General features: G+C 72.4%; 21 protein-coding genes. 15 read left to right on the top strand and 6 right to left on the bottom strand.

Annotated features, from left to right (window positions below; translation table 11 throughout):
* Positions 1 to 4 precede the first annotated feature (4 nt).
* The 4 genes from ACFWRO_RS07400 (at position 5) to ACFWRO_RS07385 (ending at position 3,878) form a co-directional block, all read left to right on the top strand.
* Positions 5 to 592: a hypothetical protein gene (locus ACFWRO_RS07400; RefSeq protein ID WP_384505613.1), complete on the top strand. Its 588-nt coding sequence runs from the start codon at positions 5 to 7 to the stop codon at positions 590 to 592.
* A gap of 54 nt (positions 593 to 646) precedes the next feature.
* Positions 647 to 1,519, top strand: a complete 873-nt coding sequence (locus ACFWRO_RS07395; RefSeq protein ID WP_384505611.1) for a LysR family transcriptional regulator — start codon at positions 647 to 649, stop codon at positions 1,517 to 1,519.
* Between the two features lie 59 nt (positions 1,520 to 1,578).
* The gene (locus ACFWRO_RS07390; RefSeq protein WP_384505609.1) at positions 1,579 to 2,547 is read left to right on the top strand and encodes a hypothetical protein; all 969 of its coding nucleotides are present in this window, start codon (positions 1,579 to 1,581) and stop codon (positions 2,545 to 2,547) included.
* Between the two features lie 233 nt (positions 2,548 to 2,780).
* Positions 2,781 to 3,878: an aminopeptidase P family protein gene (locus tag ACFWRO_RS07385; protein ID WP_384506314.1), complete on the top strand. Its 1,098-nt coding sequence runs from the start codon at positions 2,781 to 2,783 to the stop codon at positions 3,876 to 3,878.
* A 25-nt stretch (positions 3,879 to 3,903) separates the two neighbouring features.
* Here the strand turns inward: ACFWRO_RS07385 and treZ are convergent, their stop codons facing one another.
* Positions 3,904 to 5,655 (bottom strand): malto-oligosyltrehalose trehalohydrolase, encoded by a 1,752-nt coding sequence (gene treZ, locus ACFWRO_RS07380; protein WP_384505607.1) that lies wholly within the window; start codon positions 5,653 to 5,655, stop codon positions 3,904 to 3,906.
* Between the two features lie 99 nt (positions 5,656 to 5,754).
* Entirely contained in the window at positions 5,755 to 6,744 is a 990-nt protein-coding gene (locus tag ACFWRO_RS07375; RefSeq protein ID WP_384505605.1) for a GNAT family N-acetyltransferase, read from the bottom strand.
* A gap of 168 nt (positions 6,745 to 6,912) precedes the next feature.
* Here ACFWRO_RS07375 and ACFWRO_RS07370 point away from each other — a divergent pair, with 168 nt between their 5' ends.
* The 3 genes from ACFWRO_RS07370 (at position 6,913) to ACFWRO_RS07360 (ending at position 11,045) form a co-directional block, all read left to right on the top strand.
* On the top strand, positions 6,913 to 7,461 hold the full coding sequence (locus ACFWRO_RS07370; protein ID WP_384505602.1) for an FHA domain-containing protein: 549 nt from the start codon (positions 6,913 to 6,915) through the stop codon (positions 7,459 to 7,461).
* Between the two features lie 119 nt (positions 7,462 to 7,580).
* Positions 7,581 to 9,788, top strand: coding sequence for an MMPL family transporter (locus ACFWRO_RS07365; protein ID WP_384505599.1), 2,208 nt, complete (start codon positions 7,581 to 7,583; stop codon positions 9,786 to 9,788).
* 117 nt (positions 9,789 to 9,905) lie between these two features.
* On the top strand, positions 9,906 to 11,045 hold the full coding sequence (locus ACFWRO_RS07360; protein WP_384505596.1) for a cytochrome P450: 1,140 nt from the start codon (positions 9,906 to 9,908) through the stop codon (positions 11,043 to 11,045).
* Here ACFWRO_RS07360 and treY read toward each other — a convergent pair.
* Both treY and glgX read right to left on the bottom strand, forming a co-directional pair.
* Positions 11,029 to 13,389 carry a malto-oligosyltrehalose synthase gene (treY, locus tag ACFWRO_RS07355; protein WP_384505594.1) on the bottom strand — a complete coding sequence of 787 codons (2,361 nt, stop codon included), beginning with the start codon at positions 13,387 to 13,389 and terminating at the stop codon, positions 11,029 to 11,031. The genes ACFWRO_RS07360 and treY overlap by 17 nt on opposite strands.
* A 171-nt stretch (positions 13,390 to 13,560) precedes the next feature.
* Positions 13,561 to 15,681: a glycogen debranching protein GlgX gene (gene glgX, locus ACFWRO_RS07350; protein WP_384505591.1), complete on the bottom strand. Its 2,121-nt coding sequence runs from the start codon at positions 15,679 to 15,681 to the stop codon at positions 13,561 to 13,563.
* A 430-nt stretch (positions 15,682 to 16,111) separates the two neighbouring features.
* On the opposite strand from glgX, the gene ACFWRO_RS07345 reads away from it, so the two are divergent.
* Together ACFWRO_RS07345 and ACFWRO_RS07340 are read left to right on the top strand one after the other, a co-directional pair.
* Entirely contained in the window at positions 16,112 to 17,362 is a 1,251-nt protein-coding gene (locus tag ACFWRO_RS07345) for an SAV2148 family HEPN domain-containing protein (RefSeq protein WP_384505588.1), read from the top strand.
* Positions 17,363 to 17,493: 131 nt separating this feature from the next.
* Positions 17,494 to 18,216 (top strand): 3'-5' exonuclease, encoded by a 723-nt coding sequence (locus tag ACFWRO_RS07340; protein ID WP_384505586.1) that lies wholly within the window; start codon positions 17,494 to 17,496, stop codon positions 18,214 to 18,216.
* A 33-nt stretch (positions 18,217 to 18,249) separates the two neighbouring features.
* Here the strand turns inward: ACFWRO_RS07340 and ACFWRO_RS07335 are convergent, their stop codons facing one another.
* Entirely contained in the window at positions 18,250 to 19,095 is an 846-nt protein-coding gene (locus ACFWRO_RS07335) for an alpha/beta fold hydrolase (protein ID WP_384505583.1), read from the bottom strand.
* A gap of 52 nt (positions 19,096 to 19,147) precedes the next feature.
* Positions 19,148 to 20,023, bottom strand: coding sequence for a phosphotransferase enzyme family protein (locus tag ACFWRO_RS07330; RefSeq protein ID WP_384505580.1), 876 nt, complete (start codon positions 20,021 to 20,023; stop codon positions 19,148 to 19,150).
* A 148-nt stretch (positions 20,024 to 20,171) separates the two neighbouring features.
* Between ACFWRO_RS07330 and ACFWRO_RS07325 the strand changes: the two genes are divergently transcribed.
* The 6 genes from ACFWRO_RS07325 (at position 20,172) to ACFWRO_RS07300 (ending at position 26,632) form a co-directional block, all read left to right on the top strand.
* Complete coding sequence (locus ACFWRO_RS07325; protein WP_384505578.1) at positions 20,172 to 21,107, top strand: carbohydrate ABC transporter permease; 936 nt, start codon at positions 20,172 to 20,174, stop codon at positions 21,105 to 21,107.
* The gene (locus ACFWRO_RS07320; protein ID WP_384505575.1) at positions 21,104 to 21,946 is read left to right on the top strand and encodes a carbohydrate ABC transporter permease; all 843 of its coding nucleotides are present in this window, start codon (positions 21,104 to 21,106) and stop codon (positions 21,944 to 21,946) included. Before ACFWRO_RS07325 ends, ACFWRO_RS07320 begins: the two co-directional genes overlap by 4 nt.
* On the top strand, positions 21,946 to 23,238 hold the full coding sequence (locus ACFWRO_RS07315) for an ABC transporter substrate-binding protein (protein WP_384505572.1): 1,293 nt from the start codon (positions 21,946 to 21,948) through the stop codon (positions 23,236 to 23,238). Before ACFWRO_RS07320 ends, ACFWRO_RS07315 begins: the two co-directional genes overlap by 1 nt.
* Before the next feature lie 76 nt (positions 23,239 to 23,314).
* Positions 23,315 to 24,556, top strand: a complete 1,242-nt coding sequence (mgt, locus tag ACFWRO_RS07310; protein ID WP_384505569.1) for a macrolide-inactivating glycosyltransferase — start codon at positions 23,315 to 23,317, stop codon at positions 24,554 to 24,556.
* Positions 24,557 to 24,779: 223 nt separating this feature from the next.
* Positions 24,780 to 25,988, top strand: a complete 1,209-nt coding sequence (locus tag ACFWRO_RS07305) for a S8 family serine peptidase (RefSeq protein ID WP_384505566.1) — start codon at positions 24,780 to 24,782, stop codon at positions 25,986 to 25,988.
* 71 nt (positions 25,989 to 26,059) lie between these two features.
* Entirely contained in the window at positions 26,060 to 26,632 is a 573-nt protein-coding gene (locus ACFWRO_RS07300; RefSeq protein WP_384505563.1) for a DUF1697 domain-containing protein, read from the top strand.
* Positions 26,633 to 26,666: the final 34 nt, after the last annotated feature.

Below are 26,666 nucleotides of genomic sequence, written 5' to 3'. Positions count from 1 at the left end.
GCACATGAATCCGATCCAGTTCGAGCTGCCGTACCAGGGCCCGCATCACGGAGGGCTGAGGAAGCGCTCCACGCACTCGTGGGCGGGAACGGTGGCCGGCTTCGGGACCGTCGAGCTGTCGACGCCCGCGGAGGAGCAGTTGTCCCGGGATCTCGTCGGCGCGTGGGTGTCCGGGCGGGGGATACCGCACATGTCGTTCCTCGGCGTCGGCTTCCGTGACCGGCCGCGCATGGCGGACATGACCCTGACCGTCGACGGGTGGAGCGGGAAGCTCAAGCGCCGCCACCTGGCGGTCACCCCGCGCGGGCGGGCGCTGCGGATCGACATCGCCGGGCGTTCGTACCGCTACCAGGTCCTTGGCAGCAAGAACCGGCATGAGCTGCGGCGAACGGGAGCCGTTCTCACCATGGCGCGGGCGAGTTGGCGGTACCCGGAGCGCATCTCCGGGTCCGGGCAGGGCGACTGCGACGGCCTGGACATCGGCCTCGCGATCCTGCTGGAGGGCGCCTACACCCGCAATCTGTCGTTCAGCGGCGCGCTCTACTCGTGGCCCGGACGCTTCCTGAGCCGCCTGGACCTGCCGGATTTCTGATCCGAGGACCCGACCCGACCCGACCCGACCACCTCAAGGACCCGCACCAACCCCATGGACCCGCACCACCTCCGTACCTTCGCCACCGTCGCCCGGCTCGCGTCCTTCTCCGAGGCCGCGCGCGAGCTCGGATACACCCAGTCCGCCGTCTCCCAGCACATCGCCGCCCTGGAGGGCGACCTCGGTCTGCCGCTCCTCCGTCGGCGGCCCGTCGTGCTCACCCCCGCAGGCGAGCGGCTGCTCGAGCACGCCGGTTCGCTGCTGCTGCGGCTCGACGCCGCTCGCGCCGACCTCGCCCGGTTCGCGGCCGCGCCGCCCGAGACGCTGACCCTCGCGGCCTCCCCGCTCGCCCTGCACCCGCGTACCCTCGCCGCTCTTCCCGCCGTCGGCGTGACCCTGCGGACCCTGCCCCGCGACGAGGTGCCCGCGGCCGTCGCGACCGGAGCGGCCGACCTCGGCCTCGTCGACGGACTTGCCGCCCCCAGCGACCCGTTGAGGCTGCCCGACGTCGCCCCGCTCACGGCCACCCGGATCACCGAGGAGCCGCTCGCCGTCGTCCTGCCCGTCGGCCATCCGCTCGCCGGGCGCCCCGGCCTGCGCCTCGCCGACCTCGTCGACGCCCGCTGGCTCGACGCCCCCGACGCCGGCATCCCGCTCGACCGGCTCCGCTCCGCACACGGCGGCCCGGCCGGTCAGGGCTTCCGTACCGCACTGCGCCACGAGGGCACCGACAGCCGCCTCCTCGGAGCCCTGGCCGCAGCCGGGCACGGGCTCACCCTGCTGCCCGTCTCCCTCGCCGCCACGGTCCCGGGAGCCGTCGCCGTACCCCTGACCTCCCCGCGCCTCGTCCACCGCGTCGAACTCCTCCACACCGGCACCGAACCCGGCGGCCCGGCAACGAAGTTGGCCGGACAGCTCGCCGCCTGAGCGGAGACACCCCCTAGGCTGTTCCCAGGGTGAGGGCATGAGGGAAGGCGGGGGCTGACGTGGGGTTGTTCCGGCGAGGGCCACGGCGTGACGGTGACGACGCGCCCAGGGACCCCGAGTTCTCGTACTTCTCCGTCCGCGAGGCCGCTCTCTTCCGCAGCCGTGTCCGCGAGGCCTTCGCCGAACTCGGCCTCGAAGTCACCGTCTACGCCGACCTGGTGCGCGACGCCGACGGACGCGCCTTCGGCCTCGGCAACCTCGCCGCCGTCTGCCACAACGACCGGCGCGGACCGCGCGTCTGGCCCGCGCTGATCCGCCGCCACGTCGGCCTCGTGCTGCGGACCATGGACGGCCCCTCGGCCCTCGACACCCTCCGGCCCGAGCAGATCCGCGCCCAGCTTTACCCCCGCGTCGTCAGCGGCGAGGGCATCGACCCCGGCGCCTTCGGCTACGCCCGCAGCGTCGCGCCGGGGTTGTACGAGATCCTCGCCCTCGACCTCCCCGAGAGCGTCATGATGCTCACCGACGAGGCGCTCGAACCCCTCGGCGACCTCGACGACCTGCGCGACCGCGCGCTCGCCAACCTGCGCGGGCTGCCCGTCGAGGGGCACGAGACCGTCCGGGACGCCGACGGCATGTGCTTCGAGGTCGTCCTCGGCGACTCCTTCTACACCGCGAGCCGCGTCCTCGACCTGGACGCCGTCGTACGGCGCGTCACCGGGCGGCCGCTCGGCGAGCACGGGGCCCTGGTCGCCATGCCGTTCCGGCACCAGCTGGCCTTCCACCCGATCCGCGACACGACGATCGTCCCCGCGCTCGGCGCGATGGCCTCGTTCGCCGCCTCCGGCTACGAGGACACCCCCGGCGCCATCAGCCCGTACGTCTTCTGGTGGCGCGGCGGCACGCTCACCCAGCTCAGCGACCACGACGAGGACGGCGGAGAGCTGCGGATCGTCGTCGGCGAGGACTTCCACGACCTGCTCGAACGCCTCATCTCCCAGGGCCCCGGGCCCGGCCCCGAACGCTGACCGGGCCCGGCCCCGACACACGCTGACCAGTCGCGTCCCCCGTCCCCGGCGGGCAGGATGACCCCATGCCGAGTACGCCCGAGATGCCGAGTACGCACGAGTCACGTACGCCCAAGTCCCGTACGCCAGAGTCCCGTACCCCCGAGTCCCGTACGTCCGAGTCCCGTACGTCCGAAGCCCGTACCACCGAGTCCGCTCCCGCGCCCTTCACCGCCGAGGACTACCGCGCCCGGATGACCCGCGCCGCCGAGTCCGCCGCCGACGCCGGACTCGCCGGTGTCCTCGTCGCCCCCGGCCCCGACCTCGTCTACCTGACCGGCTACCAGCCGACCGCGATCACCGAACGCCTCACCGTCCTCGTCCTCGCCGCAGGACAGGACCCGGTGCTCGTCGTGCCGACCCTGGAGGCCCCGGACGCCCAGAAGGCCCCCGGCGCCGCCGCGCTCGCGCTGCGCGACTGGACCGACGGCAAGGACCCGTACGCCGTCACCGCGCCGCTCCTCGACGTCGACGGCCGGTTCGGGGTCAGCGACAACGCCTGGGCCATGCACCTGCTCGGCCTCCAGAAGCGGCTCCCCGACACGTCGTACGTCTCCCTCACCGAGGCGCTGCCGATGCTGCGGGCCGTCAAGGACGCCCACGAGCTGGAGCGGATCGCGGCGGCGGGCGCCGCCGCCGACCGGGCGTACGGGGAGATCATCGAGGTCGCCTTCGCCGGCCGTCGGGAGACCGAGGTGGCCGCCGACCTCGCCGCGCTGCTCATGAGGTTCGGCCACTCCCAGGTCGACTTCACCGTCGTCGGCTCCGGACCCAACGGCGCCAACCCGCACCACGAGGCGGGCGAGCGGGTCATCGAGCGCGGAGACATGGTCGTCCTGGACTTCGGCGGCCTCAAGCACGGGTACGGCTCCGACACCACCCGTACCGTCCACGTCGGCGAACCGACCGGCGAGGAGCGGCGCGTCCACGACCTCGTACGGGAGGCGCAGCAGGCCGGCTTCGAGGCCGTACGGCCCGGCGCGGCCTGCCAGGACGTCGACCGCGCGGCCCGCAAGGTGATCACGGACGCGGGCTACGGCGAGTACTTCATCCACCGCACCGGCCACGGCATCGGCGTCACGACCCACGAGCCGCCGTACATGATCGAGGGCGAGGAGCGCCCGATCGTGCCGGGCATGTGCTTCTCCATCGAGCCGGGCGTCTATCTGCCGGGCCGCTTCGGGGTCCGTATCGAGGACATCGTGACGGCGACGGAGGACGGCGGCCCGGACGGTACCGGCTCCGGCCACCGCTTCAACAACACCCCGCACGAGATGGCGATCGTCGAGTAGCCCAGCCCCGAGACACCCCCTGGGCTCACCCGTCCGTCAGGACCACCGCGCACTCCGCGGGCAGCCGCAGCAGGCCGTCGGCGCCCGGGGCCTCGACCGGCTCCCAGGCCGCGAGGACCCGGTCGCGGCCGTTGGTGCCCAGCGGGATCGCCACCGGCTCCTTGCCCAGGTTGACCGCGATCCGCAGCACCCCGCGCCGGAACGCCAGCCAGCGGGCCTCCTCGTCGAAGGCGACCCGGACCGCCGCCAGGTCCGGGTCGGTGAGGTCCGGCAGGGTGCGGCGCAGCGCGATCAGCTCCCGGTGCCAGGCCGCCAGCCGGTTGTGCGGGGCGCGCTCGCGCTCCGTGCGGTCCAGGACGGAACGGTCCCTGGTGGACGGGTCCTGCGGGTCCGGAATGTCCTCCTCCGCCCAGCCGTGCTCGGCGAACTCCCGCCGCCTGCCCCGCCGTACCGCCTCCGCGAGCTCTTCGTCGGTGTGGTCGGTGAAGTACATCCAGGGCGTGGTCGCCCCCCACTCCTCACCCATGAACAGCATCGGCACCGAGGGCCCCGTCAGGACGAGCGTCGCCGCGCAGGCGAGCAGCCCGGGGGAGAGGGTCGCCGAAAGCCGGTCGCCCAGCGCCCGGTTGCCGATCTGGTCGTGCGTCTGGGCGTAGCCGAGGAAGCGGTGCGCGGGCGTACGGACCCGGTCCACAGGGCGCCCGTGGTGGCGGGCCCGGAAGCTCGAGTACGTGCCGTCGTGGAAGAAGACATGGGTCAGCGTCTTGGCGAGCGCGGCCAGCGGGGCGCTCGCGAAGTCGGCGTAGTAGCCCTGGTCCTCGCCGGTGAGCGCCGTGTGCAGGGCGTGGTGGAAGTCGTCGTTCCACTGGGCGTGCAGGCCGAGGCCGCCCGAGACGCGCGGGGTCGTGGTGCGCGGGTCGGCGAGGTCCGACTCGGCGATCAGGAAGTGCTGGCGGCCCTGCTCCCGCGCCAGCTCGTCCACCGCCTCGCTCAGCTCCTCCAGGAACGTCAGCGCCCGGTCGTCCACCAGGGCGTGCACGGCGTCGAGGCGGAGCCCGTCGATCCGGTAGTCCTGGAGCCAGGCGAGCGCGCTGTCCCGCAGATAGCGGCGGACCTCGTCCGAGCCCGGCGCGTCCAGGTTCACCGCCGCGCCCCACGGCGTGTGGTGGGTGTCGGTGAAGTACGGGCCGAAGGACGGCAGGTGGTTCCCGTCCGGGCCCAGGTGGTTGTGGACGACGTCCAGGACCACGCCCATCCCGAGCCCGTGGGCGGTGTCGACGAAGCGCTTGAGCGCCGTCGGGCCGCCGTACGGCTCGTGGACCGCCCACGGCGCCACGCCGTCGTACCCCCAGCCGCGGGTGCCCGGGAAGGGGCAGAGCGGCATCAGCTCCACATGGGTGATGCCGAGCCCCGCGAGCTCCCCGAGCCGCTCCGCCGCCGCGTCCAGGGTCCCGTCCGGGGTGAAGGTCCCGACGTGCAGCTCGTACAGGACGGCGGCGCGCAGCCGCAGCCGCGGGGCCTCGTTGAACCAGACGTACGCGGAGTGGTCGACGACCGCGCTCAGCCCGTCCGGGCCGTCCGGCTGGCGGCGGGACCGGGGGTCGGGCAGGACGGGGCCGCCGTCCAGGGAGTAGCCGTACCGGTCGCCGTCCTCGGCCGGCACGACGCCGGTCCACCAGCCGGCCCGCTCGGCGTCCCGCTCCAGCGGGTGCCCGGTGCCGTCGAGCTCCAGCGTCACCCGGTCACGGGCCTGCGGGGCCCACACCTCGAACAGCACCGGCCGATCCCCTCGTCGATGGTCCTCGCGCACAGCAGCCCCGCCAGGAACCACGGCTGCTTCCGCCAGGAACTGCGGATACGGCGACCATCCTGGCAGTCAGGACCCGGCCGCGCCCGGCGTGTCCCACACGAAGTCGATCGCCCGTTGGAAGGTCGCGTACCCCGTCCGGGCGAAGGCCTTGGCCATCGGTACGTTGCCCAGGTCGGTCGCCGCCCGGATGCGGGGCACGTTCTCTCCGGCCAGGACGCGGGTGCCCTCGGCGAGGATGTCGTCGATGTAGCCCTTGCCCCGGTGGGCGGGGAGCACACCGATGTAGGCGATCGTGTGGTTGTAGTTGTTGCGCGCGGGCACGACGAAGCCCACCGGCTCGCCGGTCTCCGCCAGCCGCGCGACCCGCCACCACGCGCGGGGCGAGGCGTACTGCGCGAACTCCTCGTCGTAGTGCTGCTCCGCGGCCTCGCGGGGCGTCAACCCGGACGCCAGGTCGGCCTGCCCGTGCGCGTCGAGGGTGCCCTCAAGGACCGGGGCCATCAGCGCGACCAGGTCCTCGCGGTCGCGCACCGGGCGGAAGTCGAGCCGGCCCGTCGGCTCCGGCACGGGGGTGCCGGGCAGCCACTCCAGGCGCAGCCGCTCGACCAGCGGGCGCGCGCCCGAGGTCTCCAGGACACGGAACAGCGTCTCCAGTTCGGCCCGCGTCCCCGGCACCTCGCGCCAGTCCGCCGGCAGGAACCGGTTGAACTCGGGACGGTCCGTGCCCGCCGGTACGACCGCGGCGGTCGCCGTCTCCAGAAGGCGGAGGCCGATCTCGGCGCGCTCCTCCTCGGGCAGTTCGGGGTCGAGGTCGAAGAAGTCGAGGGCGAGCGGTTCGCCGCCCGCCTTCTTGGTCCACCAGGAGATCCTGGCGAGGACCCGGTCGCCGCGCAGGGCGACCCACATCCAGGCCGGCACGCGGCGGCCGGTGGCGAGGTCGTCCTCGAGTTCGTGGTCGAGGACGTAGCTGAGCCGCTGGAACAGCTCCAGCTCCTCCGGTCCGGCGAGCGGGCGGAGTATCACGCCGTCGGGCGTGGCGGTCGAGGACGCGGTCACGTCATATCCCCCAGGGAGTCGAGTCCGCAGAAGCTACCAGCGATCTTGACGCGGCCGGTACGGGATTACGGGGCGATGCGGCCTGCCCCGAACCACCGACGGGGCGTCGTGCGGCCCCCTTCGCACCCGTTCTGGACACCTCGGGCCCCTCGGACGGACAATCACCGTGTGACCACCCCTTTCGAGTTCTCCACGCACCCCGCTCGGCTCTCCGACGCCGAGCGGGACCGCGCGCTGGAGCTCCTCCGTGAGGGTGCCGCGCAGGGCAGGCTCTCGCACGACACCTTCCTGTTCCGGATGGAGCGGGCCCTCGCCGCCCGGCAGCCGGACGAACTCGCCCTTCTCACCGCCGACCTGCGCACCGAGTCCGGCTGGACGCGGCGGCTGGTCGGGGCGGTGGAGAAGGTGTCCGCGTTCACGGCGAAGCTCGGCCGCGCCTGGCACACCGAGCGGCTGCCGAAGCTGCTGATGCCGGAGCCGGGGCCGCACCCGCTGCGGATCGGCCGCGACCCGGTGAACGGGCTGCGGCTCAGCCACGAGACGGTCTCCCGGCTGCACGCCGAACTCTCCCTCCAGGGCGGGCTCTGGGTCCTGCGCGACCTCGGCTCGACCAACGGCACGACGGTCAACGGACGCCGGGTCACGGGCGCGGTGGCGGTCCGGGTGGGGGACGCGGTCGGCTTCGGGCAGATGACGTTCAGGCTGTCGCTGCGCTGAGCGACTCCCCAACGCCCAGTGAAGTACCGGGACTTCCCTTGAGGGTGGGGGTAACCCCCCTTCCGTACGCGGGAGTCCACCAGTGACCGCGTACCGCCTCCGCCGGGAGGCTTCTCACCATGAGAAGAACAGACGTTCCGGTCACGGTCCGCACGGCGCAGTGGTGCGCGACCCACCCGTGGAAGGCCATCGCGGGCTGGGTGCTGCTGATCGGCCTGTGCGTCGGCGCGGGGGCGGCCGTCGGCACGAACAAGGGGACCTTCGCCGACTTCTGGATCGGTGAGGCGGGACGGGCGGAGGCGATGGCCTCCGGGAGCGGCCTGACGCCTCCGCCGGTGGAGCAGGTGCTGATCGAGGGGAAGACAGAGGCGGGAGCCACTACCGCCGCGGAGGAGATCCGGCGGCGGATGGCGGCGCTGCCCGCCGTCGAGGAGGTCGGCGCACCCGTCGCCTCCGCCGGGCGCCCGGACACGGTGCGGGTCGCGGTCACGCTGCGCGGGGACCGGGAGACGGCGAAGAAGGACGTCGAGACGCTCCTCGCCGAGACGGCCGGCGTCCAGCGGGCGCACCCGGACCTGACGATCGAGCAGACCGGCAGCGCCTCCGTCTCCGTCGCGGTCAACGACAAGCAGGGGCAGGAACTCCAGCGGACCGAGATGATCAGCCTCCCGGTCACCTTCCTCATCCTCCTGGTGGTCTTCGGCGCGGTGCTCGCCGCCGGAATCCCCGTGCTCCTCGCCCTGTTCGCCTTCGGCGGCGCGGTCGGCCTGTACGGGATCGCCTCCTGGGTCTTCCCGGACGCGGGCGGCGCGGCGCTCAGCGTCATCTTCATGATGGGCATGGCGGTCGGCGTCGACTACTCGCTCTTCTACCTCAAGCGGGCCCGTGAGGAGCGCGAGCGGTCCGGCGGCACGATCTCGCACGCCCGCGCCGTCGAACTGGCCGCCGCGACGTCGGGCCGGGCGGTCGTCGACTCCGGGCTCGCCGTCGCCCTCTCTCTCGCCGGTCTCTACCTCGTCGGGGACGTCATCTTCTCGTCGATCGCCACGGGCGCGATCCTGGTCACGCTGGTGGCGGTCGGCGGCTCCCTGACCGTCCTGCCCGCCCTGCTCGCGAAGTCGGGCCACCGGATGGACGGCGGCCGGCTCGCCCGTCGACGCGCCGCCCGGCGTGGGGGCGGGGGCGGCGAGGGGCGCGTGTGGGCGGCGCTGCTCGGGCCGGTCGTGCGCCGGCCGCTCGTGGCGCTGCTCGCCGGGGTCGCGGCGACGGCCGCGCTGGCCGCGCCCGCGCTCGGGATGCGGCTCGGTACCGAGGGCAAGGAGACGTTCCCCGACAGCGTCCCGGCCGTGGCGGCGTACGACCGGCTCGTGGCCGCCTTCCCTTCGGAGGGGCCCGCGCATCTCGTACTCGTACGGGGCGAGGACCCGGCCGCGCCGCTGCGGAAGGTGGCGGCGGCGACCCGGGGCGACGCGCTGTTCGCGCAGGACACGGCGCCGGTGGTGCGGGTCGCCGAGGACGGGCGTACGGCTCTGCTCGCGCTGCCCGTCCCGTACGCGGCGAACTCGCCGGAGGCCGCGCGCTCCCTCGACCGGGTCCGCGAGGTTCTGCTGCCCGCGGCCGTCGCGGGCGCGCGGGGTCTGGACGGGGCGGTCTCGGGCGAGATCGCGTACGGCGCGGACTACGCGGCGCACCAGGAGCGGCGGCTGCCCTGGGTGGTCCTCTTCGTCTCGCTGGCGAGCCTGGCGATCATGTACGCGGCGTTCCGCTCGGTGGTCCTCGCGGCGCTCGGCACGGTCCTCAACCTGGCCGCGGTCATGGTGGCCTGGGGCGTGCTCACCCTGGTCTTCCAGGGAACGTGGGCGGAGGGCCTGCTGGGCTTCGAGTCCCTGGGCTTCGTCGGCTCCCGCATGCCGCTGATGGTCTTCGCGATCCTGGTGGGGCTCTCCACCGACTACCAGATCTTCGTGGTCAGCCGCATCCGCGAGGCCGTACGGCGTGGGGTGCCGACCCGGGAGGCGGTGGTCGACGGGATCGCGGGCTCGGCGAGCGTGGTGACGAGCGCGGCGGTGATCATGGTGTCGGTCTTCGTGAGCTTCCTCTTCATCGACCGCATCGAGATGAAGCAGCTCGCGGTGGGCCTGACGGTCGCGGTCCTCTTCGACGCGATCGTGCTGCGCGCGGTGATCCTCCCCTCGGCGCTGGCCCTCCTCGGCGAACGCGCCTGGTGGCCGCACCGCCCGTCGGAGGCCGGTCCTACACCCCTTCAGGCGGGGGCCCAGGCGCAGGGCCAGACGTCCTCGCCGGCCGACCGGAAGCTCCTCGTCTGAGCCAGCCCCGCCGGGGCGGAGTCCTTTCACCCGTTCGGCGGTACGCCGGCTGCGCCCCGCCCCCGGCGGTGGTCAGGTGGGGGGACACCCGCATGCCGGACCCGACAGGGGGGCGCGATGAGCGACGAGTCGAAGCCGGGGACGCCCCCCGACCGCTGGGCCGACCTGCCGCCCATGGACCCCGGGCCGCCCCCGGCCGCTCCTGCCCGCGCGACGCTCGCCGCCGCGACGGCCGCCGGGCGGTTCCGGACCGCCGCGCCCTCCGCCGCCGGGCGGTCCGCGACGCCCGGCGGGTCCGCAGCGGCCGGCGGGTCCACGGCGACCGGTGGGACGGCCGCTACCGGCCGGACCGTGGCCCCCAGCCCCCTCGACCCCGGCGGCACGCGGTACCCGCACCGGGTCCACCGCGTCCTGCGCGAGGAGTTCCCGCTCACCTACGACCCGCTGCTGCGCGCCTGGGTCCTGAGCCGGTACGCCGACGTGGCCACCGCCCTCACCGATGCCCGGTTCACCCACGGCCACCGCCCCGGCGACCCGCCCTGCGCCCGCAGTCACGTCGACGTCGATGAGGCCGAGCTGCGCAGCGTCGCCGCGCGCACCGCCCACGTCCTCGCCCGCCGGATCGCCGACCGGCCCCACGCCGATCTGGTCGCCGACTTCTGCCACTGGCTGCCCTCCGGCACCGTCGCCGCCGCCGTCGGCGTGCCGTACCGGGACATGATGCGCCTGGTCAGGGGCCGCGCCGCAGCCGCGCTCGCGGGCCAGTGCACGGGCCAGATCGCCGTACGGGAGAAGGCCCTCGCCTCCTTCCTCGCCAACGTGCTCGCCGACCCGGACCACGCGCGGGAACTCCACGCCGCGCCCTCCGGACAGCTCGCCCGCGCCTGGACGGAGTCGCTGCGCCGCGACCCGCCCGTCCAGATCGCCGTGCGCCGCACCGCCGCCGAGGTGCGGGTCAGCGGCGGCACGATCCCGGCGGGGGAGCCCGTCGCCCTGCTGATCGGCTCCGCCTGCCGTGACCCGGAACGCTTCCGCGAACCCGACCGCTACGACCCGCTCCGCGACGACCCCGGGCAGCTCACGTACGGCACCGGCGCCTGCCCGGCCGTTCTCCTCGCCGGGTTCGAAGCCGAGTACGCCCTGCGGGCGCTCCTCGACGCCATGCCCCGCCTCCGGCTCGCCGACGGCTTCCGGCCCGAGCGGACCGGCCTGATCACCCGCGCCCCGCGGAGCCTGCTCGTCAGGCCCGGCGGCTGAGCAGCGCCACCGGACGCGCGTCGAACAGATCGACCGGCTTCACCGCCCCGCCCGCGAACTCCCGCTCCCCGTCCAGGAGATCGACCCAGCGACCCGGCGGAAGGACCAGCTCGGTGTCCTGCCAGCCGCCCGCCTCCACCAGGCGCAGCGGCAGCCGCGTGACCGCCGTGACCACCTCGGGCGCGGCGCCCGGGCCTCCGCGCGCGAAGGCCAGACAGTGCGGTGCGGCGGCCCCGGTCACCGTCAGCGGGGCGTACGAGTCCGGTGCGGCGAACGCCTCGGGCCGCAGCCGCCGCACGGTGAGCGCCGCCCGTACCAGCGCCGTCCTGTCGTCGTCCTCGCCGACCGTGAACGGCCGCCGGTTGTCCGGGTCGACCAGCGCCCGGTACTCCCGCTCCGTCCCCTGGTACAGCTCCGGCACCCCCGGCATCGTCAGCTGGACCAGGGTCGCGCCCAGCATGTGTGCCCGGATGTGCGGCTCCAGGGCGAACGCCGCCTCCGAGGCCGCCCGCAGCGGGATCCGGCCGGGCCCGGCGGCCACGAAGTCGGTCACCGCCCGCTCGTACGCCGGGTCGGGCTCGGTCCAGCTCGTGTGCAGCCCCGCCTCCCGTACGGACTTGAGGACCGCCGGGCCGATCCGCTCCGCGTCCGGGGTGCCGAAGCCGAACGCCGTCTGCCACGCCGTCCACGCCAGATGCGGATCCGGCGCGTGGACGCCCGCCACCTCGTCGAGCAACTCCCGCCACACCTGCGGGCATTGGGAGAGCACGGCGATCCCCGCCCGGACGTCCGCGCTGCGCTTGGTGTCGTGCGTGGACAGCACCGTCCCGGTGGCCGGCCAGTCCCGGGCCAGCCGCAGGCAGTACGCGTGGAACTCCTCGGGCCCGATGCCCGGACGCCCGGGGTCTCCGCCGACCTCGTTCGCCGAGAGGAGCGGGGTGTAGCGGTAGAAGGCGGTGTCCTCGACGGACTTGGCGCGCAGCGCGGACGAGGTCTGCGCGAACCGGGCCCGGAACGCCCGGTGTTCGAGGCCGTCGCCGAGCCGCCCCAGCGCCATGTCGCGCACGGTGTCGACCGCCGAGGCCTCCTCCTCCACGGCGAAGGCCGCCTTCGCGCCGCGCGCCGCCTCGGGCGTCAGCACGGACTCGTCGCCGGTGCGGTAGTAGCGGTAGACCGGTACGCGGACGAGGAGTTCGCGCACAGCCGTCCGCAACGCCCAGGGGGCGTGGTCGCGCAGTTCCGGGTCGGCCGCACAGATCCGCTCCGCGAGCCGGGTGAGAACGCCGGTCTCCGCGGCGAGGTCGTGCGTCACGACCTCGTACGCGGCGCGGCGCGCGGTCGCCTCCCAGGAGCCGCCCCTGTCCCCGGCCCGTCCGACGAACTCCCGATAAAGATCGGCCATTTCATCGGCACCGGCCCCGTCCACGAAGAGACCGTCCACATGCCGCAGGGCGTCGTAGCCGGTGGTCCCCGCGACGGGCCAGGTCGGCGGCAGCGGCTCCGCCCCGGTGAGGATCTTCTCCACGACCGTCCAGCACCGGCCACCCGTCGCCTCCCGCAACCGCTCCAAGTACCCCTCGGGGTCGGCGAGTCCGTCCGGGTGGTCGATCCGCAGCCCCTCGATCACCCCGTCCCGTACCAGCTCCACGATCGTGCCGTGCGTCGCGTCGAAGACCTCGGGGTCCTCCACCCGAACCCCGATCAGCTCCGAAATGGTGAAGAACCGCCGGTAGTTGAGCTCCGTACGGGCAAGGCGCCACCAACCGAGCCGGTACCACTGGGCGTCGAGCAGCTCCGGCAGCGGCAGCCCCTCCGTGCCCGCGCGGAGCGGGAAGGACAGGTCGTCGAGGTGCAACTGGCCGTCGGCGACCCGCATCCGCTCCCGTACCTCCGGCAGCCGGGCCGGCAGCACCGGCAGCAGGATCCGGCCGTCCCCCGCCGCCCAGTCGACGTCGAACCAGCGGGCGTAGGGCGACTCCAGCCCCTCCCGGAGCACCGCGCGCAGCGCGTGGTTGTGCGTGGGCGAGGCCGCCATGTGGTTCGGGACCAGGTCCACGACCAGGCCCAGACCGTGCGCCCGCGCGGTCGCCGCGAGCGCCCGCAGCCCCGCCTCCCCGCCCAGCTCGGCCCGGACCGCACGGTGGTCGGTCACGTCGTACCCGTGCGTCGACCCGGGCACCGCCTCCAGGACGGGGGAGAGGTGCAGATGCGACACCCCGAGCCCGGCGAGGTACGGGACGGCCCGTTCGGCGGCCGAGAAGGGGAAATCCGGCTGGAGTTGGAGCCGATAGGTGGCGGTGGGCACGGTCCGGGCGGCCGGCGAGGCCGGGAGCGAGGGCGTCATGCGAACGTACGTACCCGGCGCGAGGCCTTCTGTGTCATCGCCGCATGCGTCCGTTCGGGTGCATTGTGTGATGTTCAGCCGGTGCCCAGCAGTTATCGCGACACCCGTTCGGCCGCCGCCGAACGAGGCCGGTCTCCACCGTCACCGGGTGCCGGCCCCGCCGCCCGCCCCCTACGCCGGCCGCTTCAGCACCGTCAGGCTCAGCGGTGCCAGTGACACCCGTTCGCCCGCTGCGACCTTCGGGCCCTCCTGGGGAGGGATGCCCTCCGGGTGGGAGGTGTCCACGACCACCCGCCAGCTCTCGCCGTGGTTGATCGGGACCTCGAACTCCAGCTCCTGAGACGACGCGTTGAACATCAGCAGGAACGAGTCGTCCCCGATCCGTTCCCCTTGAAGTCCCGGTTCCGAGATCGCGTTGCCGTTGAGGAAGACCGACAGGGCCTGCGCGTGCGCCGCCTGCCAGTCCCGCGCCGTCATCTCCTCGCCCTCCGGCGTGAACCAGGCGATGTCCGTCAGCTCGTCGTGGGTCCCCTCCACCGGACGCCCGTGGAAGAAGCGGCGGCGCCGGAAGACCGGGTGGTCCCGCCGCAGCCGCACCATGGCCCGGGTGAACTCCAGGAGCGTGCCCTCCTCCGACGCGCCCGGCTCCGGCCAGCGCACCCACGACACCTCGTTGTCCTGGCAGTACGCGTTGTTGTTGCCGCCCTGCGTCCGGCCGAACTCGTCGCCGTGGCTCAGCATCGGCACGCCCTGCGAGAGCATCAGCGTCGCGAGGAAGTTCCGCATCTGGCGGGCCCGCAGCTCCCGGATCCCGATGTCGTCCGTGTCGCCCTCGGCCCCGCAGTTCCAAGACCGGTTGTAGCTCTCGCCGTCCCGGTTGCCCTCCCCGTTCGCCTCGTTGTGCTTCCCGTCGTACGAGACGAGGTCGCGCAGCGTGAAACCGTCGTGGCAGGTCACGAAGTTGACCGAGGCCAGCGGCCGGCGGCCGTCGTCCTGGTACAGGTCGGACGAGCCGGTGAGCCGGGACGCGAACTCGGCCAGCGTGCGCGGCTCGCCGCGCCACAAGTCCCGTACGCAGTCCCGGTACTTGCCGTTCCACTCGGTCCACAGCGGCGGGAAGTTGCCCACCTGGTAGCCGCCCTCGCCGACGTCCCACGGCTCGGCGATCAGCTTCACCTGGCTGACCACCGGGTCCTGCTGCACCAGGTCGAAGAAGGACGAGAGCCGGTCCACCTCGTGGAACTGCCGTGCGAGCGTCGCCGCCAGGTCGAAGCGGAAGCCGTCGACGTGCATCTCCGTCACCCAGTACCGCAGGCTGTCCATGATCAGCTGCAGCACGTGCGGGGACCGCATGAGCAGCGAGTTCCCGGTGCCGGTGGTGTCCGTGTAGTACCGGCGGTCGTTCGAGAGCCGGTAGTACGAGGGATTGTCCAGGCCCCGGAAGGAGAGCGTGGGGCCCAGGTGGTTGCCCTCCGCCGTGTGGTTGTAGACCACGTCGAGGATGACCTCGATCCCCGCCTGGTGCAGGGCCCGTACCGCCGACTTGAACTCCAGGACCTGCTGGCCCCGGTCGCCCCAGGAGGCGTACGCGTTGTGCGGGGCGAAGAAGCCGATCGTGTTGTAGCCCCAGTAGTTGGCGAGCCCCGCGTCCACCAGGCGGTGGTCGTTCACGAACTGGTGCACCGGCATCAATTCGAGCGCCGTCACGCCCAGTTCCTTCAGGTGCCCGATCACCGCCGGATGCGCGAGCCCCGCGTACGTCCCGCGCAGCTCCTCCGGAAGCTCCGGGTGGAGCATGGTCAGGCCCTTCACATGGGCCTCGTAGATCACCGTGCGGTGGTAGTCGGTGCGCGGCCGCCGGTCGTCGCCCCAGTCGAAGTACGGGTTGACCACGACCGAGCTCATCGTGTGCGGCGCCGAGTCGAGGTCGTTGCGCGAGTCCGGCCGCCCGAAGTGGTAGCCGTACACCGCCTCGCCCCACTGGACCGAGCCCGAGACCGCTCGGGCGTAGGGGTCCAGGAGCAGCTTCGCCGCGTTGCAGCGCTGCCCGCGCTCCGGAGCGTACGGACCGTGGACCCGGAATCCGTACCGCTGACCCGGCATCACTCCCGGCAGATAGGCGTGCCGGACGAAGGCGTCCGTCTCGCGCAGCTCCACCGCTGTCTCCGAGCCGTCGTCATGGAGCAGACACAGCTCGATCCTGTGGGCGGCCTCGGAGAAGACCGCGAAGTTGGTTCCGGCGCCGTCGTACGTGGCGCCCAGGGGATACGCTTGTCCCGGCCAGACCTGCATAGATACGACTCTTCCATTCTGATCCGGGTGTTGGGGTGCACTCCGGCCAGATTGCCCGAAAGGGAGCCGAGGGCGGGCCACCCGACACGCCGGGCGCGCCGTCACGGACGGCCGGGGGCGACCGCGTCAACGGCACGGCGCCCGCCGACCCCGGTCGTACGGGTCGACATCGTGTTCCCTTCCGCGGCGGGACCGGGACCTCGGCCGCCCCTCGCCGACCGGGTGGGCTTCCTGCCCGCGGCCAGGGACGCTTCCGCTATGAATCCGCTCACTCCGGGCGATCTCGCCGGACGGAACGGCACTCCGAATCAGGGGAGTTGACCGAGCAGCCTGTCGATCCGGCTGCACCGGCTCCCGCTCGCGGAGTACCCTTCCTTGATCGTTGACAGACGGTCGGATCGGGCGTCCAGGAGCAGAAGGCGGTGCGCGGGTGAGCTCGGGAGGTCTGGAGCTGCCCCCAGGGGACGCGGGTCACGAGGGGGGCTCGCCCGACCCCGTGGAGGTACCGCCCGGAGCGGTCTCCGTCGCCAGGCCGATGGAGATCGGGGCAGAGCTCGACTGGGGCGCCGAGGCCTGGAGCGAGGTGCGCACCCGCGCCCAGCGCGCCGGACGGGCCTATATCTGGCTGAATCTCGTCGAGCAGCGGCTGCGCGCGGTGGTGGCCGCCGTACTGCGCCCGGTGTACGAGCCGGTGCACGGCGAGGAGTGGGTGGTGGCCGCGGCCGGGCCCGCCGGGCAGGAGTGGGTGCAGCGGGCCGTCGCCGTCCGCGAGGTCTCGCGGCGCAAGGGCTACCTCCTGGACCCGGCCGACGACAACGTCCTCAGCTTCCTGACGCTCCCGCAGCTGCGCGAGCTGATGGTCCAGCACTGGCCGTGCTTCGAGCCGTACTTCGACGACCGGCGCGAGGTCGAACTCGCCCTCGACGAGCTGGAGGTGACGCGGAACGTCGTCTCCCGCAATCGCGCCCTCTCGCTCACCGTGCTCGCCCAATCCGAACGGGCGTCCGCCCGGCTCCTGGAGATCCTCGGCAGCGGGGCGGGCGTGCCGTCCGCCGACCGGCTGCCCGTCGACGCGGTCGAGGACCTGGTCGGCGACCGGTACGCGGACGTGGTCTCCGTCCACCCCGACCGGGTGCGGCTGCAGCGCCAGCTGCCGGCCGAGGACCTCTTCGGGGGCGCCCGCCGCCTCGACGCCACGGGCATAGGCCTGAACCTGCTCGTGCAGAACTTCTCCGGGCGGCGCCTCGTGCGGCTCGCCGAGTCCGGCTGCCGGATACGCCTGCTCTTCCTGAACCCGGCGAGCAGCGCGGTGAAGCGGCGCGAGCGGGAACTGGGGCTGAAGAAGGGCGAGCTGAGCCGCTCGGTGGAGATGAACATCCTCCACATGCGGCGGGTGCGGTCCCGGCTGCGCGACCCGGACGCCTTCCAGATCCATGTCTTCGACGAGACCCCGCGCTTCACGGCGTACCTGGTCGACGGGGACGGACCGGACGGGGTCGCCGTGATCCAGTCGTACCTGCGGAAGGCGCGGGGCATGGAGGCGCCGGTGCTCGTGCTGCGCGGGGGCGGGCGGAACCTGGTGCGTTCCGGACAACAGGGGCGAGACGGCGAATACGGACTTTTCTCCACATATCGCGAGGAGTTCGAGTCGGTCTGGCTCGACTCGCGCCCGGTCTCCTGAGTCCGACGGAAGGCTGAGGGAAGGCCGGCTCACGGCTGGGGGATGGCCGGGGGACAGCCCGCCGGGGCCCGTTGTCAGTGGCTCGTGCGAGGGTGTTCAGCACCACGGGGGAGATCACGTAAGGAGGCCCGATGGCTTGGCACGGGGAACCGCTGGTCGGATTCGACCTGGAGACGACCGGTACGGAACCGCTGGAGGCGCGGATCGTGACCGCCGCGATCGTCGGCGTATCGGGCGGACGGGTGACGCGGCACCGGGACTGGCTCGCCGACCCGGGCATCCGCATCCCGGAGCAGGCGTCCGCGATCCACGGCATCAGCAGCGAGCAGGCGGCCGCCGAGGGGCGGCCGGTGGCCGAGGTGGCCGACGAGATCGCCGAGACCCTGACGGGGTACTGGAACCAGGGCGTCCCGATCGTGGCGTACAACGCCTCGTTCGACCTCACGCTGCTCTCCGCCGAGCTGCGCCGCCACGGGCTCCCCTCGTTGAGCGAGCGGCGCGGCGGCGCCCCGATAGGCCCGGTCGTTGACCCGTACACCATCGACCGGGCCGTCGACCGGTACCGCAGGGGGAAGCGGACCCTGGAGGCGGTCTGCGCCGAGTACGGAGTCGTCCTCGAAGCCGCGCACCAGGCGTCCGCCGACGCGGAGGCCGCCGTGCGGGTGGCCATCGCGATAGCCGAGCGACACCCGACGGTCGCCGCACTGACCCCGGCCGAGCTGCACGGCCGTCAGATCGACTGGTACCGCACGTGGGCCGAGGACTTCCAGGACTTCCTGCGCCGCAAGGGCACCCCCGACGCCTTCGTCGACCCGTCATGGCCCCTGCGGGAACTCGCACCGGTGGCGCGCTGACGGAGCGTGGGGCGGGCGCGCCGCGCGGCGGCGTCAGCCGATCGGGTTCTCCGCGAGAAAGTCCAGGACCAGCGTGTTGATCCGCTCGGGCTGGTCCAGCTGGAGCCAGTGGCCCGCGTTCTCCACGCGCTCGTAGCGCCAGGTGCCGTCCACGTGCTTGCCGGTGCCGGTCATGGACTGTTCGGTCATGAAGCGGTCGCCGGTGGACCAGACGCCCAGGACCGGGCCCGGCAGCGGCGGGAGCGGCAGGGCGGGGCCGAACTGGACCTCGACGGGGACGCCCGCCCGGTAGATGTTCAGCGCCGCCGTCAGGGCGCCCGGCGCCCGCAGGGTCTCGACGATCGCCTCCGCGTCGGGGTGCTCGGTCGCCATCTCCCGGAGGTTGGCGAAGTCGTCCCGGGAGAGCCAGTCCTCGGCGACCCCGGGGAACTGGAACAGGATCATGTACCAGGACCGCTGCTTCTGCTCGAAGCCCGCGTCCTTGATGGCCGCCATGTGCCCCACCGACAGGATGCTCAGCGACGCCACCCGCTCGGGCGCGATCTGGGCGAAGCCCTGGACGATGCCCGAGCCCCAGTCGTGCCCGACGAGATGGACGCGGCCGTCGATCTCAAGGTGGGCCAGAAGTTCCAGCAGGTCGCCGACGTGCTTGGCCGGGTGGTACCCCTCGAAGCCGCCGCCGTCCCCCTCCGCCGGGCGGCCGGAGGAGCCGAAGCCCCGCAGGGTCGGAACGACGCACTGGTATCCGGCCGCGGTCAGGGCCGGCACCTGGTGGCGCCAGAGATCCTTGCTGTCGGGGAAGCCGTGCACCAGCAGGACGGTCGGCCCTTCGCCGCTCACCTCGACGTCGAGCGTCACCTCGGACAGTTCCACGCGCATCACAACACCCCGTTCATGAGTGGGAATTCGCACGAGACCCCCCGTCTTGATGTCAGAAGGGGTACCACCTCACGGTGGCATCACCTTCCCGCAGCGAGGCCACCCGGCGCTCGAATTCGGCCAGCGCCTTGGGGTTCGTCGGCGCGTGCTGGGCCACCCAGGCGCAGCTCGCGGTCTCCCGCGCCCCGCGCAGCACCGCGCATCCGTCCCACTCCCGGACGTCCCAGCCGTACGCCTCGGTGAAGGCGTCGTAGGCGGCGGGATCGAGTCCGTACCGGTCGCGGGAGAGTGCGAGGACCACCAGATCGTGTTCGCGCAGATCGGAGGAGAAGGTCTCCAGATCGACCAGGACCGGACCCTCGGGACCGACATGGACGTTACGGGGGAGGGCGTCGCCGTGGATCGGGCCGGGGGCGAGGCGCGGGGTGAGCGCGGCCGCCGCCGGGGCGAAGGCGTCCCGCCGCTCGCGCAGGAAGGCCGCGTCGGCCGGGTCGATGGCGTCGCCCGCGAGCCGCAGCCACCGCTCGACCCCGCCCAGGAGTTCGCGGCGCGGCAGCGTGAAGCCCGTCGGCTCCGGCAGGGCGTGGATCCGACGAAGCAGCGGCGCCAGGTCGCGGGGCTCGGCGGGGCGCACGGCCTCGGGCAGCCGGTGCCAGAGGGTGACCGGGTGGCCGTCGACCAGACGGGGCTTCGGCTCCGCGGCGCGCACGGCCGGGATGTCCGTCTCCGCCAGCCAGGCCGCGAGCGCGAGTTCGCGCTCGGCGCGGGGGAGCAGCTCCGGGTCCCGGCCGATCTTCACCACGAGCTCGCCGACGGCGAAGACCGCGTTCTCGCCGAGCGCGAGCAGCCGCGCCTCCGGCTCACGCGCTTCCCGATCCGTCGGCAGCCCCGCGGCGGCCAGGATCTCCCGTGCGCGCGCCTCGTCCATCCGTCTCTCCCAGCTGCCCCGATGCGTGTGCGAATCAGCCAAAGTCTCGCATCCATGCAGGCTGCCTTGACGAACCGACGGCCCGTCAGGACCATGACGGAGGTCGAGTCGCATTCGCAAAAGGTGCATAAGGGGTCGATCTGTGGGAGTGGCGACCGCAACGAAGCGGTCCGGCGGGGCGACGGCCGCCGGCCGGAGACCCGGGCCCGGTCCGGTGCGGGACCACGGCGCCTGGTTCCTGGTGCTGCCCGCGCTCATCCCCATCCTGGTTCTGAGCGTCGGCCCCCTCCTCTACGGCATCGCGCTCGCCTTCACCGACTCCCAGTCCGGCCGCACTCAGCCCACCCAGTGGGTCGGCACCCTCAACTTCCAGGACCTGCTGCACGACACCCTCTTCTGGGACTCCTTCCGGATCGGTCTGCTCTGGGCCGTCGGTGTCACCGTGCCGCAGTTCCTCCTGGCCCTCGGCCTCGCGCTGCTGCTCAACGAGAAGCTCCGCTTCCGCTGGCTGGCCCGGGCGCTCGCGATCATCCCGTGGGCCATGCCCGAGGTCGTCGTCGGCATCATGTGGCGTCTCGTCTACAACCCGGACGCGGGCATCCTCAACGAGACCATCCGCGATCTGGGCCTCGGCGACGGGCGCGACTGGCTCACCGGGCTCGCCACCGCCCTGCCCGCCGTGGTCGTCGTCGGCATCTGGGCCGGCATGCCCCAGACCACGGTCGCCCTGCTCGCCGGCCTCCAGAACACCCCGCACGAACTCCACGAGGCCGCCGCCCTCGACGGCGCGGGCGCCTGGCGCCGCTTCCGTACCGTCACCTGGCCCGCCCTCAGACCGGTGGCCCTCGCCATCACAGCGCTCAACTTTATTTGGAACTTCAACTCCTTCGCCCTGGTCTACGTCCTGACCAACGGCGGACCCGGCGGCCGCACCCGGCTGCCCATGCTCTTCGCGTACGAGGAAGCCTTCCGCTACGGGCAGTTCGGCTACGCCGCCGCCATGGGCTGCGTCATGGTCGCCGTCATCTCCGTACTCCTCGCCCTCTACCTCGTCGGACGGCTGAAGGGGGACCAGGACCGGTGAGCACCCTCCGCGCAAGCAGACCCGCGCGAATCGGCCAGTACCTCGCGCTCCTCGCCTATCTGGTCTTCCTCGCCTTCCCGTTCCTCTGGCTGATCTCCACCGCCTTCAAGCCGGCGACCGAACTCGGCTCGCTCCACCCGACCTGGATCCCGAAGGACCCGACCCTCGCCAACTTCCGGCAGGCCTTCGACGAACAGCCGCTGCTCCAGGCCGCCGGGAACAGCCTGATCGCCGCCCTGTCGGCGGCCCTGATCGCCGTCGTCATCGCCACGCCCATGGCCTATGTGATGGCCCGCCACCGCAGCCGGCTCTCCACCGCCGCCACCGGCTGGGTCGTGATCAGCCAGGCGTTCCCCTTCGTGCTCGTGATCATCCCGCTCTTCCTCGTCCTCAAGAACCTGCACCTGATCAACAGCCTCTTGGGCCTCGTCATGGTCTACGTCGTCTGGTCGCTGCCGTTCGCGCTCTGGATGCTGGTGGGGTACGTACGGGCCGTCCCGGCCGAGTTGGAGGAGGCCGCGGCCGTCGACGGCGCCGGGAAGCTCCGTACGCTCGTCTCGGTCACCGCCCCGCTGCTCGCCCCCGGCATCGTCGCCACGGCGCTCTTCGCCTTCATCACCGCGTGGAACGAGTTCTTCTTCGCGCTCGTCCTGCTCAAGACCCCGGAGAAGCAGACCTTGCCGGTCGTCCTCACCCACTTCCTCGGCGCTGAGGGCGTCGCCGACCTCGGACCGCTGGCCGCCGCCGCGTTCCTGGCCACGATCCCCTCGCTGGTCATCTTCGCGATCATCCAGAAGCGCATCACGGGCGGCATGCTGGCCGGGGCGGTGAAGTCCTGATGCGGGTACGGACGTTCGCGGCCGCCGCCGCGCTCGCGCTGCTCCTCACCGGCTGCTCGGCGGGGGACGAGCCCGGCGACGGCCCGGTACGGCTCCGCTTCCAGTCCCTGGCCTGGCAGAAGGAGTCCGTCGACGCCAACAAGGAACTGGTCGCCGAGTGGAACGCGGCCCACCCCGACATCCAGGTCGACTACGTCCAGGGCAGCTGGGACTCCGTCCACGACCAGCTCCTCACCTCCTTCGAGGGCGGCGAGGCGCCCGACATCATCCACGACGCCTCCGACGACCTGGCCGACTTCGCCTACGGCGGCTACCTCGTCGATCTGACCGGCCTTCTGCCCGAGCGGCTCAAGGCCGACATCCCGGCGCGCAGCTGGGAGACCACGACCTTCGGCGGCGGGGTCTACGGCGTGCCGTTCCTCCAGGAACCGCGCGTGATCATGGCCAACAAGCAGATCCTGGAGTCGTCCGGCGTCCGCCTGCCGACCCCCGAGAAGCCGTGGAGCTGGGCGGAGTTCCGGCAGATCACCAAGGAGCTGACGGCCGCGATGGGCGAGGGGAAGTACGCGATCGCCTGGCCGCTGAAGGAGCCGGTTTCGGTCAGCCTCAACCTGGGGCTCTCGGCCGGCGGGCAGCTCTTCCACAGGGAACCCGACGGGAAGGTGACGATCCGCTTCACCGAGCAGGACGGCGTCGTGCCCGGAACCATCCACGACCAGGTCAACACCGACCACAGCGCCTCGCGTTCCACGCTCGGTAGTGGCGGCTCGGACGCCCTGCCCGGGTTCTTCGGCGGCAAGTACGCGATGGTCCCGCTGGGCTTCTCGTACCGCCAGCAGATCACGCAGCAGGCGCCGAAGGGCTTCGAGTGGATCGTGCTGCCCGCGCCCGCGGGGCAGGACGGGCTCGCGCAGGGCGTCAGCCCGCAGACGCTCTCCATCGCCGAGGACAGCCGGTACAAGAAGGAGGCCGCGGCCTTCCTCGACTTCTTCCTCCAGCCGGCCGGCATGGTCCGCCTCGCGCGCGGCGACTGGATGCTGCCGACCGGCACCGCGGCGCTCGCGGACCCGTCCCTGCACACCGCGAAGGACGGCTGGGCGACCGGCGCCGCCGTCGCCGAGCACCTGCGCTCCGCGCCCGCGCAGTCCGTCCGGGGCTACCCCGAGTGGAAGGACAAGGTGGCCACCCCGGCCTACCAGGAGTACTACAGCGGGGCGATCGACGCGGCGGAGCTGCGCAAACGCCTGCAGGAGGACGGCAACCTCGTCCTCGCCCGCTACCAGCGCGACTGACCCGTACCCGACCCCTGGGGGAGCCCTCACCTCTTACTGGCTGGACGAGACGTCTCGTCTCGCTTACTGTGGGCGCATGACCACCACGCCGCGCCGCGCCCATATCGCCATGTTCTCCATCGCCGCCCACGGCCACGTGAACCCGAGCCTCGAAGTGATCCGCGAGCTCGTCGACCGGGGCCACCGCGTCAGCTACGCCATCCCCGCCGCCTTCGCGGAGAAGGTCGCCGCGACCGGCGCCACGCCCGTCGTCTACCGCTCCACGCTCCCCACCGACGACGATCCGGACGCCTGGGGCACCGAACTGATCGACCACGTCGAACCGTTCCTCGCCGACGCGATCCAGGCCCTGCCCCAGCTGGCCGAGGCCTTCGACGCCGACCGGCCGGACCTCGTCCTGCACGACATCACCTCCTACCCGGCGCCGGTCCTCGCCCACCGCTGGGGTGTCCCCACCGTGGGACTCTGGCCGAATCTCGTCCCCTGGGAGGGGTACGAGGAGGAGGTCGCCGAGCCCATGTTCGCGGAGCTGAAGGCCTCCGAGCGGGGCAAGGCGTACTACGCCCGCTTCGAGAACTGGCTCACCGAGCACGGTGTGGCCACCCACCCCGACCGCCTTGTCGCCCGTCCCCGACGCGCCCTCGCGCTCATCCCGAGCGCCCTCCAGCCGCACGCCGACCGGGTCGACGGCTCCGTCTTCACCTTCGTCGGCGCCTGTCAGGGCGAGCGCGCGGACCAGGGGGAGTGGCACCGCCCCGAGGGCGCCGAGAAGGTGCTGCTCGTCTCCATGGGCTCGGCCTTCACCAAGCTGCCGGACTTCTACCGCACGTGCCTGGCCGCCTTCGGTGACCTGCCCGGCTGGCACGTGGTGCTCCAGATCGGCGCCTTCGTCGACCCCTCCGAGCTGGGCGAGATTCCGGACAATGTCGAAGTGCGGTCCTGGGTACCCCAGTTGGCCATCCTGAAGCAGGCCGACGCCTTCATCACCCACGCGGGCGCCGGCGGCAGTCAGGAGGGGCTCGCCACCGCGACCCCGATGGTCGCGGTCCCCCTCGCGACCGACCAGTTCGGCAACGCCGACATGCTCCGGTCCCTCGGTGTGGCCCGTCGGCTCGAGATGGCGGACGTCACCGCCGAGCTGCTGCGCGCCTCCGTGTTCGCTCTCGTCGACGACCCCGACGTGGCCGTCCGCGCCAAGGAGGTCCAGGAGCGGATGGCGCGCGAGGGCGGCACGCGCCGGGCGGCCGACCTCATCGAAGCCGACCTCATCGAAGCCGAAATCGGCGAAAGCGAACGCATCGGGTCCGAACTGCCGTAATTCCGCATGCACATGGCCCCCGGGTGAACCCGGGGGCCTTATGTTGTGCCGGAGTTGGGAGGGATGCGTGACTTTATTATTACGAAGCCTTGTTGCTTAAGTCACAGCTGCATGAAGGTCTTGATTTGCACTCGTCAATGAGCAAGGGTTTCGAAGCAGCCGCCGGAGGGTTTCCTTTCGGAGGCTCGACCCCCCACAAATCCTGGCGAGGAGACCCCTCTTCATGGCAATACACAAGCGTGCCCGCAAGACCAAGCTCATCGTCGCCGTCTCGACCGCGATCGCGGCCGCGGCCGGAGTCACCGTTCTCACGAGCCCGTTCGCCGGTGCGGCCCCCACGCCGCCCGCCCTCGGGACCGTGCACGGACTCGGCGTCGAAGGTGCCGTCGCAGGCAGCTACATCGTTCTGCTGGACGAGAAGGCCGACAAGGGCGAACTGGCGAAGGAGTACGGCGGCACCCTGCGCCGCAGCTACGACTCCGCCGTCAACGGCTTCTCGGTGAACGGCCTTTCGGAGACGGACGCCAAGCGTCTCGCCGCCGACCCGGCCGTCGCCAAGGTCGTCCAGAACAAGAAGTTCACCATCAACGCGACCCAGGAGGACCCGCCGTCCTGGGGCCTGGACCGGGTCGACCAGACCGAGACCGCGGGCGACAAGAAGTACACCTACCCGGACAACGGCGGCGAGGGCGTCACCGCCTACGTCATCGACACCGGAGTCCGCACCACGCACAAGGACTTCGAGGGCCGCGCCGCCTCCGGCTTCGACGCCGTCGACAACGACGACGACGCCTCGGACGGCAACGGCCACGGCACCCACGTCGCCGGCACCATCGCAGGCGCCTCGCACGGTGTCGCCAAGAAGGCGAAGATCGTCGCCGTCCGCGTGCTCGACGACAACGGCTCCGGCACCACCGAGCAGGTCGTCGCGGGCATCGACTGGGTCACCACGAACCACCAGGGCCCGTCCGTCGCCAATATGAGCCTGGGCGGGGGCGCCGACCCGGCCCTCGACGAGGCCGTCAAGAAGGCCATCGCCTCCGGTGTCACCTTCGGTGTCGCCGCAGGCAACGAGTCCTCCGACGCCGGCGAGGGCTCCCCCTCCCGCGTCCAGGAGGCGATCACCGTCGCCTCCTCGACCGAGGACGACCAGCAGTCCAGCTTCTCCAACTTCGGCTCCGTGGTGGACCTCTACGCCCCGGGCTCGGAGATCACCTCGACGTGGAACGACAGCGACGAGGGCACCAAGACCATCTCCGGTACGTCCATGGCCACCCCGCACGTGGTCGGCGCCGCCGCCGTCTACCTCGCGGCGCACCAGGACGCCACGCCGGACCAGGTCGCCGAGGCGCTGGTCTCCGGGGCCACCCCGGACAAGATCAGCAACCCGACCGGGGGCACCGCCAACAAGCTCCTGAAGATCGTCGAGTAGCCGAGGCCCGCTGAACCGGCGGCCGCCGTGCCCTCCCCCACGGGGCACGGCGGCCGCCTTATCGTGTGCCCATGACGACGACGTACGCCGCGCTGCTGCGCGGGATCAACGTGGGCGGCCACCGCAAAGTCCCGATGGCGGAACTCCGTTCCGTACTGGAAGAGCTCGGGCACCGGGACGTCCGGACGTATCTGCAGAGCGGCAACGCCGTCTTCACGACCGACGCCGACGCCGACGCCGACGCCGACGGTGCGAGCACGGATGAGCTGACCACCGCGCTCCAGGACGCCATCGAGAGTCACTTCGGCTTCCGAGTCGACTGCCTGGTCAGGGACGCCGCCTATCTCGCGGCCGTCGCCGACGCCTGCCCGTTCCCGGCCGCCGAGCTGGAGGGCAAGCAGCTCCACGTCACGTACTTCTCCGAGCAGGTCGGCCCCGAGCGGTTCGCCTCGATCGACCAGAAGGCCTTCCTGCCCGAGGAGTTCAGGCTCGGCGACCGCGTGCTCTACCTCTACGCGCCCGAGGGCCTCGGCCGGTCGAAACTGGGTGAGGTGCTCTCGAAGCCCGCCCTGGTCAAGGGCATCGTGGCGACGACACGCAACTGGAACACCGTGGTGAAGCTGGTGGAGATGACCCGGGGCTGAGCCGCTTCAGGTCTCTCGGTGAGGGGAAGGAGGT

The sequence above is a fragment of the Streptomyces sp. NPDC058579 genome, from assembly GCF_042718575.1.
GTDB lineage: Bacteria > Actinomycetota > Actinomycetes > Streptomycetales > Streptomycetaceae > Streptomyces.
Note: the sequence above shows the minus strand (reverse complement) of the source record. Positions and strands in the feature narration are given on the sequence as shown.

What these genes read in the sequence shown, in the direction of transcription:
- ACFWRO_RS07400 (WP_384505613.1), top strand. Translation starts at nt 5, where the DNA reads ATGAATCCGATCCAGTTCGAGCTGCCGTACCAGGGCCCGCATCACGGA.
- ACFWRO_RS07395 (WP_384505611.1), top strand. Translation starts at nt 647, where the DNA reads ATGGACCCGCACCACCTCCGTACCTTCGCCACCGTCGCCCGGCTCGCG.
- ACFWRO_RS07385 (WP_384506314.1), top strand. Translation starts at nt 2,781, where the DNA reads ATGACCCGCGCCGCCGAGTCCGCCGCCGACGCCGGACTCGCCGGTGTC.
- ACFWRO_RS07365 (WP_384505599.1), top strand. Translation starts at nt 7,581, where the DNA reads ATGAGAAGAACAGACGTTCCGGTCACGGTCCGCACGGCGCAGTGGTGC.
- ACFWRO_RS07360 (WP_384505596.1), top strand. Translation starts at nt 9,906, where the DNA reads ATGAGCGACGAGTCGAAGCCGGGGACGCCCCCCGACCGCTGGGCCGAC.
- treY (WP_384505594.1), bottom strand. Translation starts at nt 13,389, where the DNA reads ATGACGCCCTCGCTCCCGGCCTCGCCGGCCGCCCGGACCGTGCCCACC.
- glgX (WP_384505591.1), bottom strand. Translation starts at nt 15,681, where the DNA reads ATGCAGGTCTGGCCGGGACAAGCGTATCCCCTGGGCGCCACGTACGAC.
- ACFWRO_RS07340 (WP_384505586.1), top strand. Translation starts at nt 17,494, where the DNA reads ATGGCTTGGCACGGGGAACCGCTGGTCGGATTCGACCTGGAGACGACC.
- ACFWRO_RS07335 (WP_384505583.1), bottom strand. Translation starts at nt 19,095, where the DNA reads ATGCGCGTGGAACTGTCCGAGGTGACGCTCGACGTCGAGGTGAGCGGC.
- ACFWRO_RS07330 (WP_384505580.1), bottom strand. Translation starts at nt 20,023, where the DNA reads ATGGACGAGGCGCGCGCACGGGAGATCCTGGCCGCCGCGGGGCTGCCG.
- ACFWRO_RS07315 (WP_384505572.1), top strand. Translation starts at nt 21,946, where the DNA reads ATGCGGGTACGGACGTTCGCGGCCGCCGCCGCGCTCGCGCTGCTCCTC.
- mgt (WP_384505569.1), top strand. Translation starts at nt 23,315, where the DNA reads ATGACCACCACGCCGCGCCGCGCCCATATCGCCATGTTCTCCATCGCC.
- ACFWRO_RS07305 (WP_384505566.1), top strand. Translation starts at nt 24,780, where the DNA reads ATGGCAATACACAAGCGTGCCCGCAAGACCAAGCTCATCGTCGCCGTC.
- ACFWRO_RS07300 (WP_384505563.1), top strand. Translation starts at nt 26,060, where the DNA reads ATGACGACGACGTACGCCGCGCTGCTGCGCGGGATCAACGTGGGCGGC.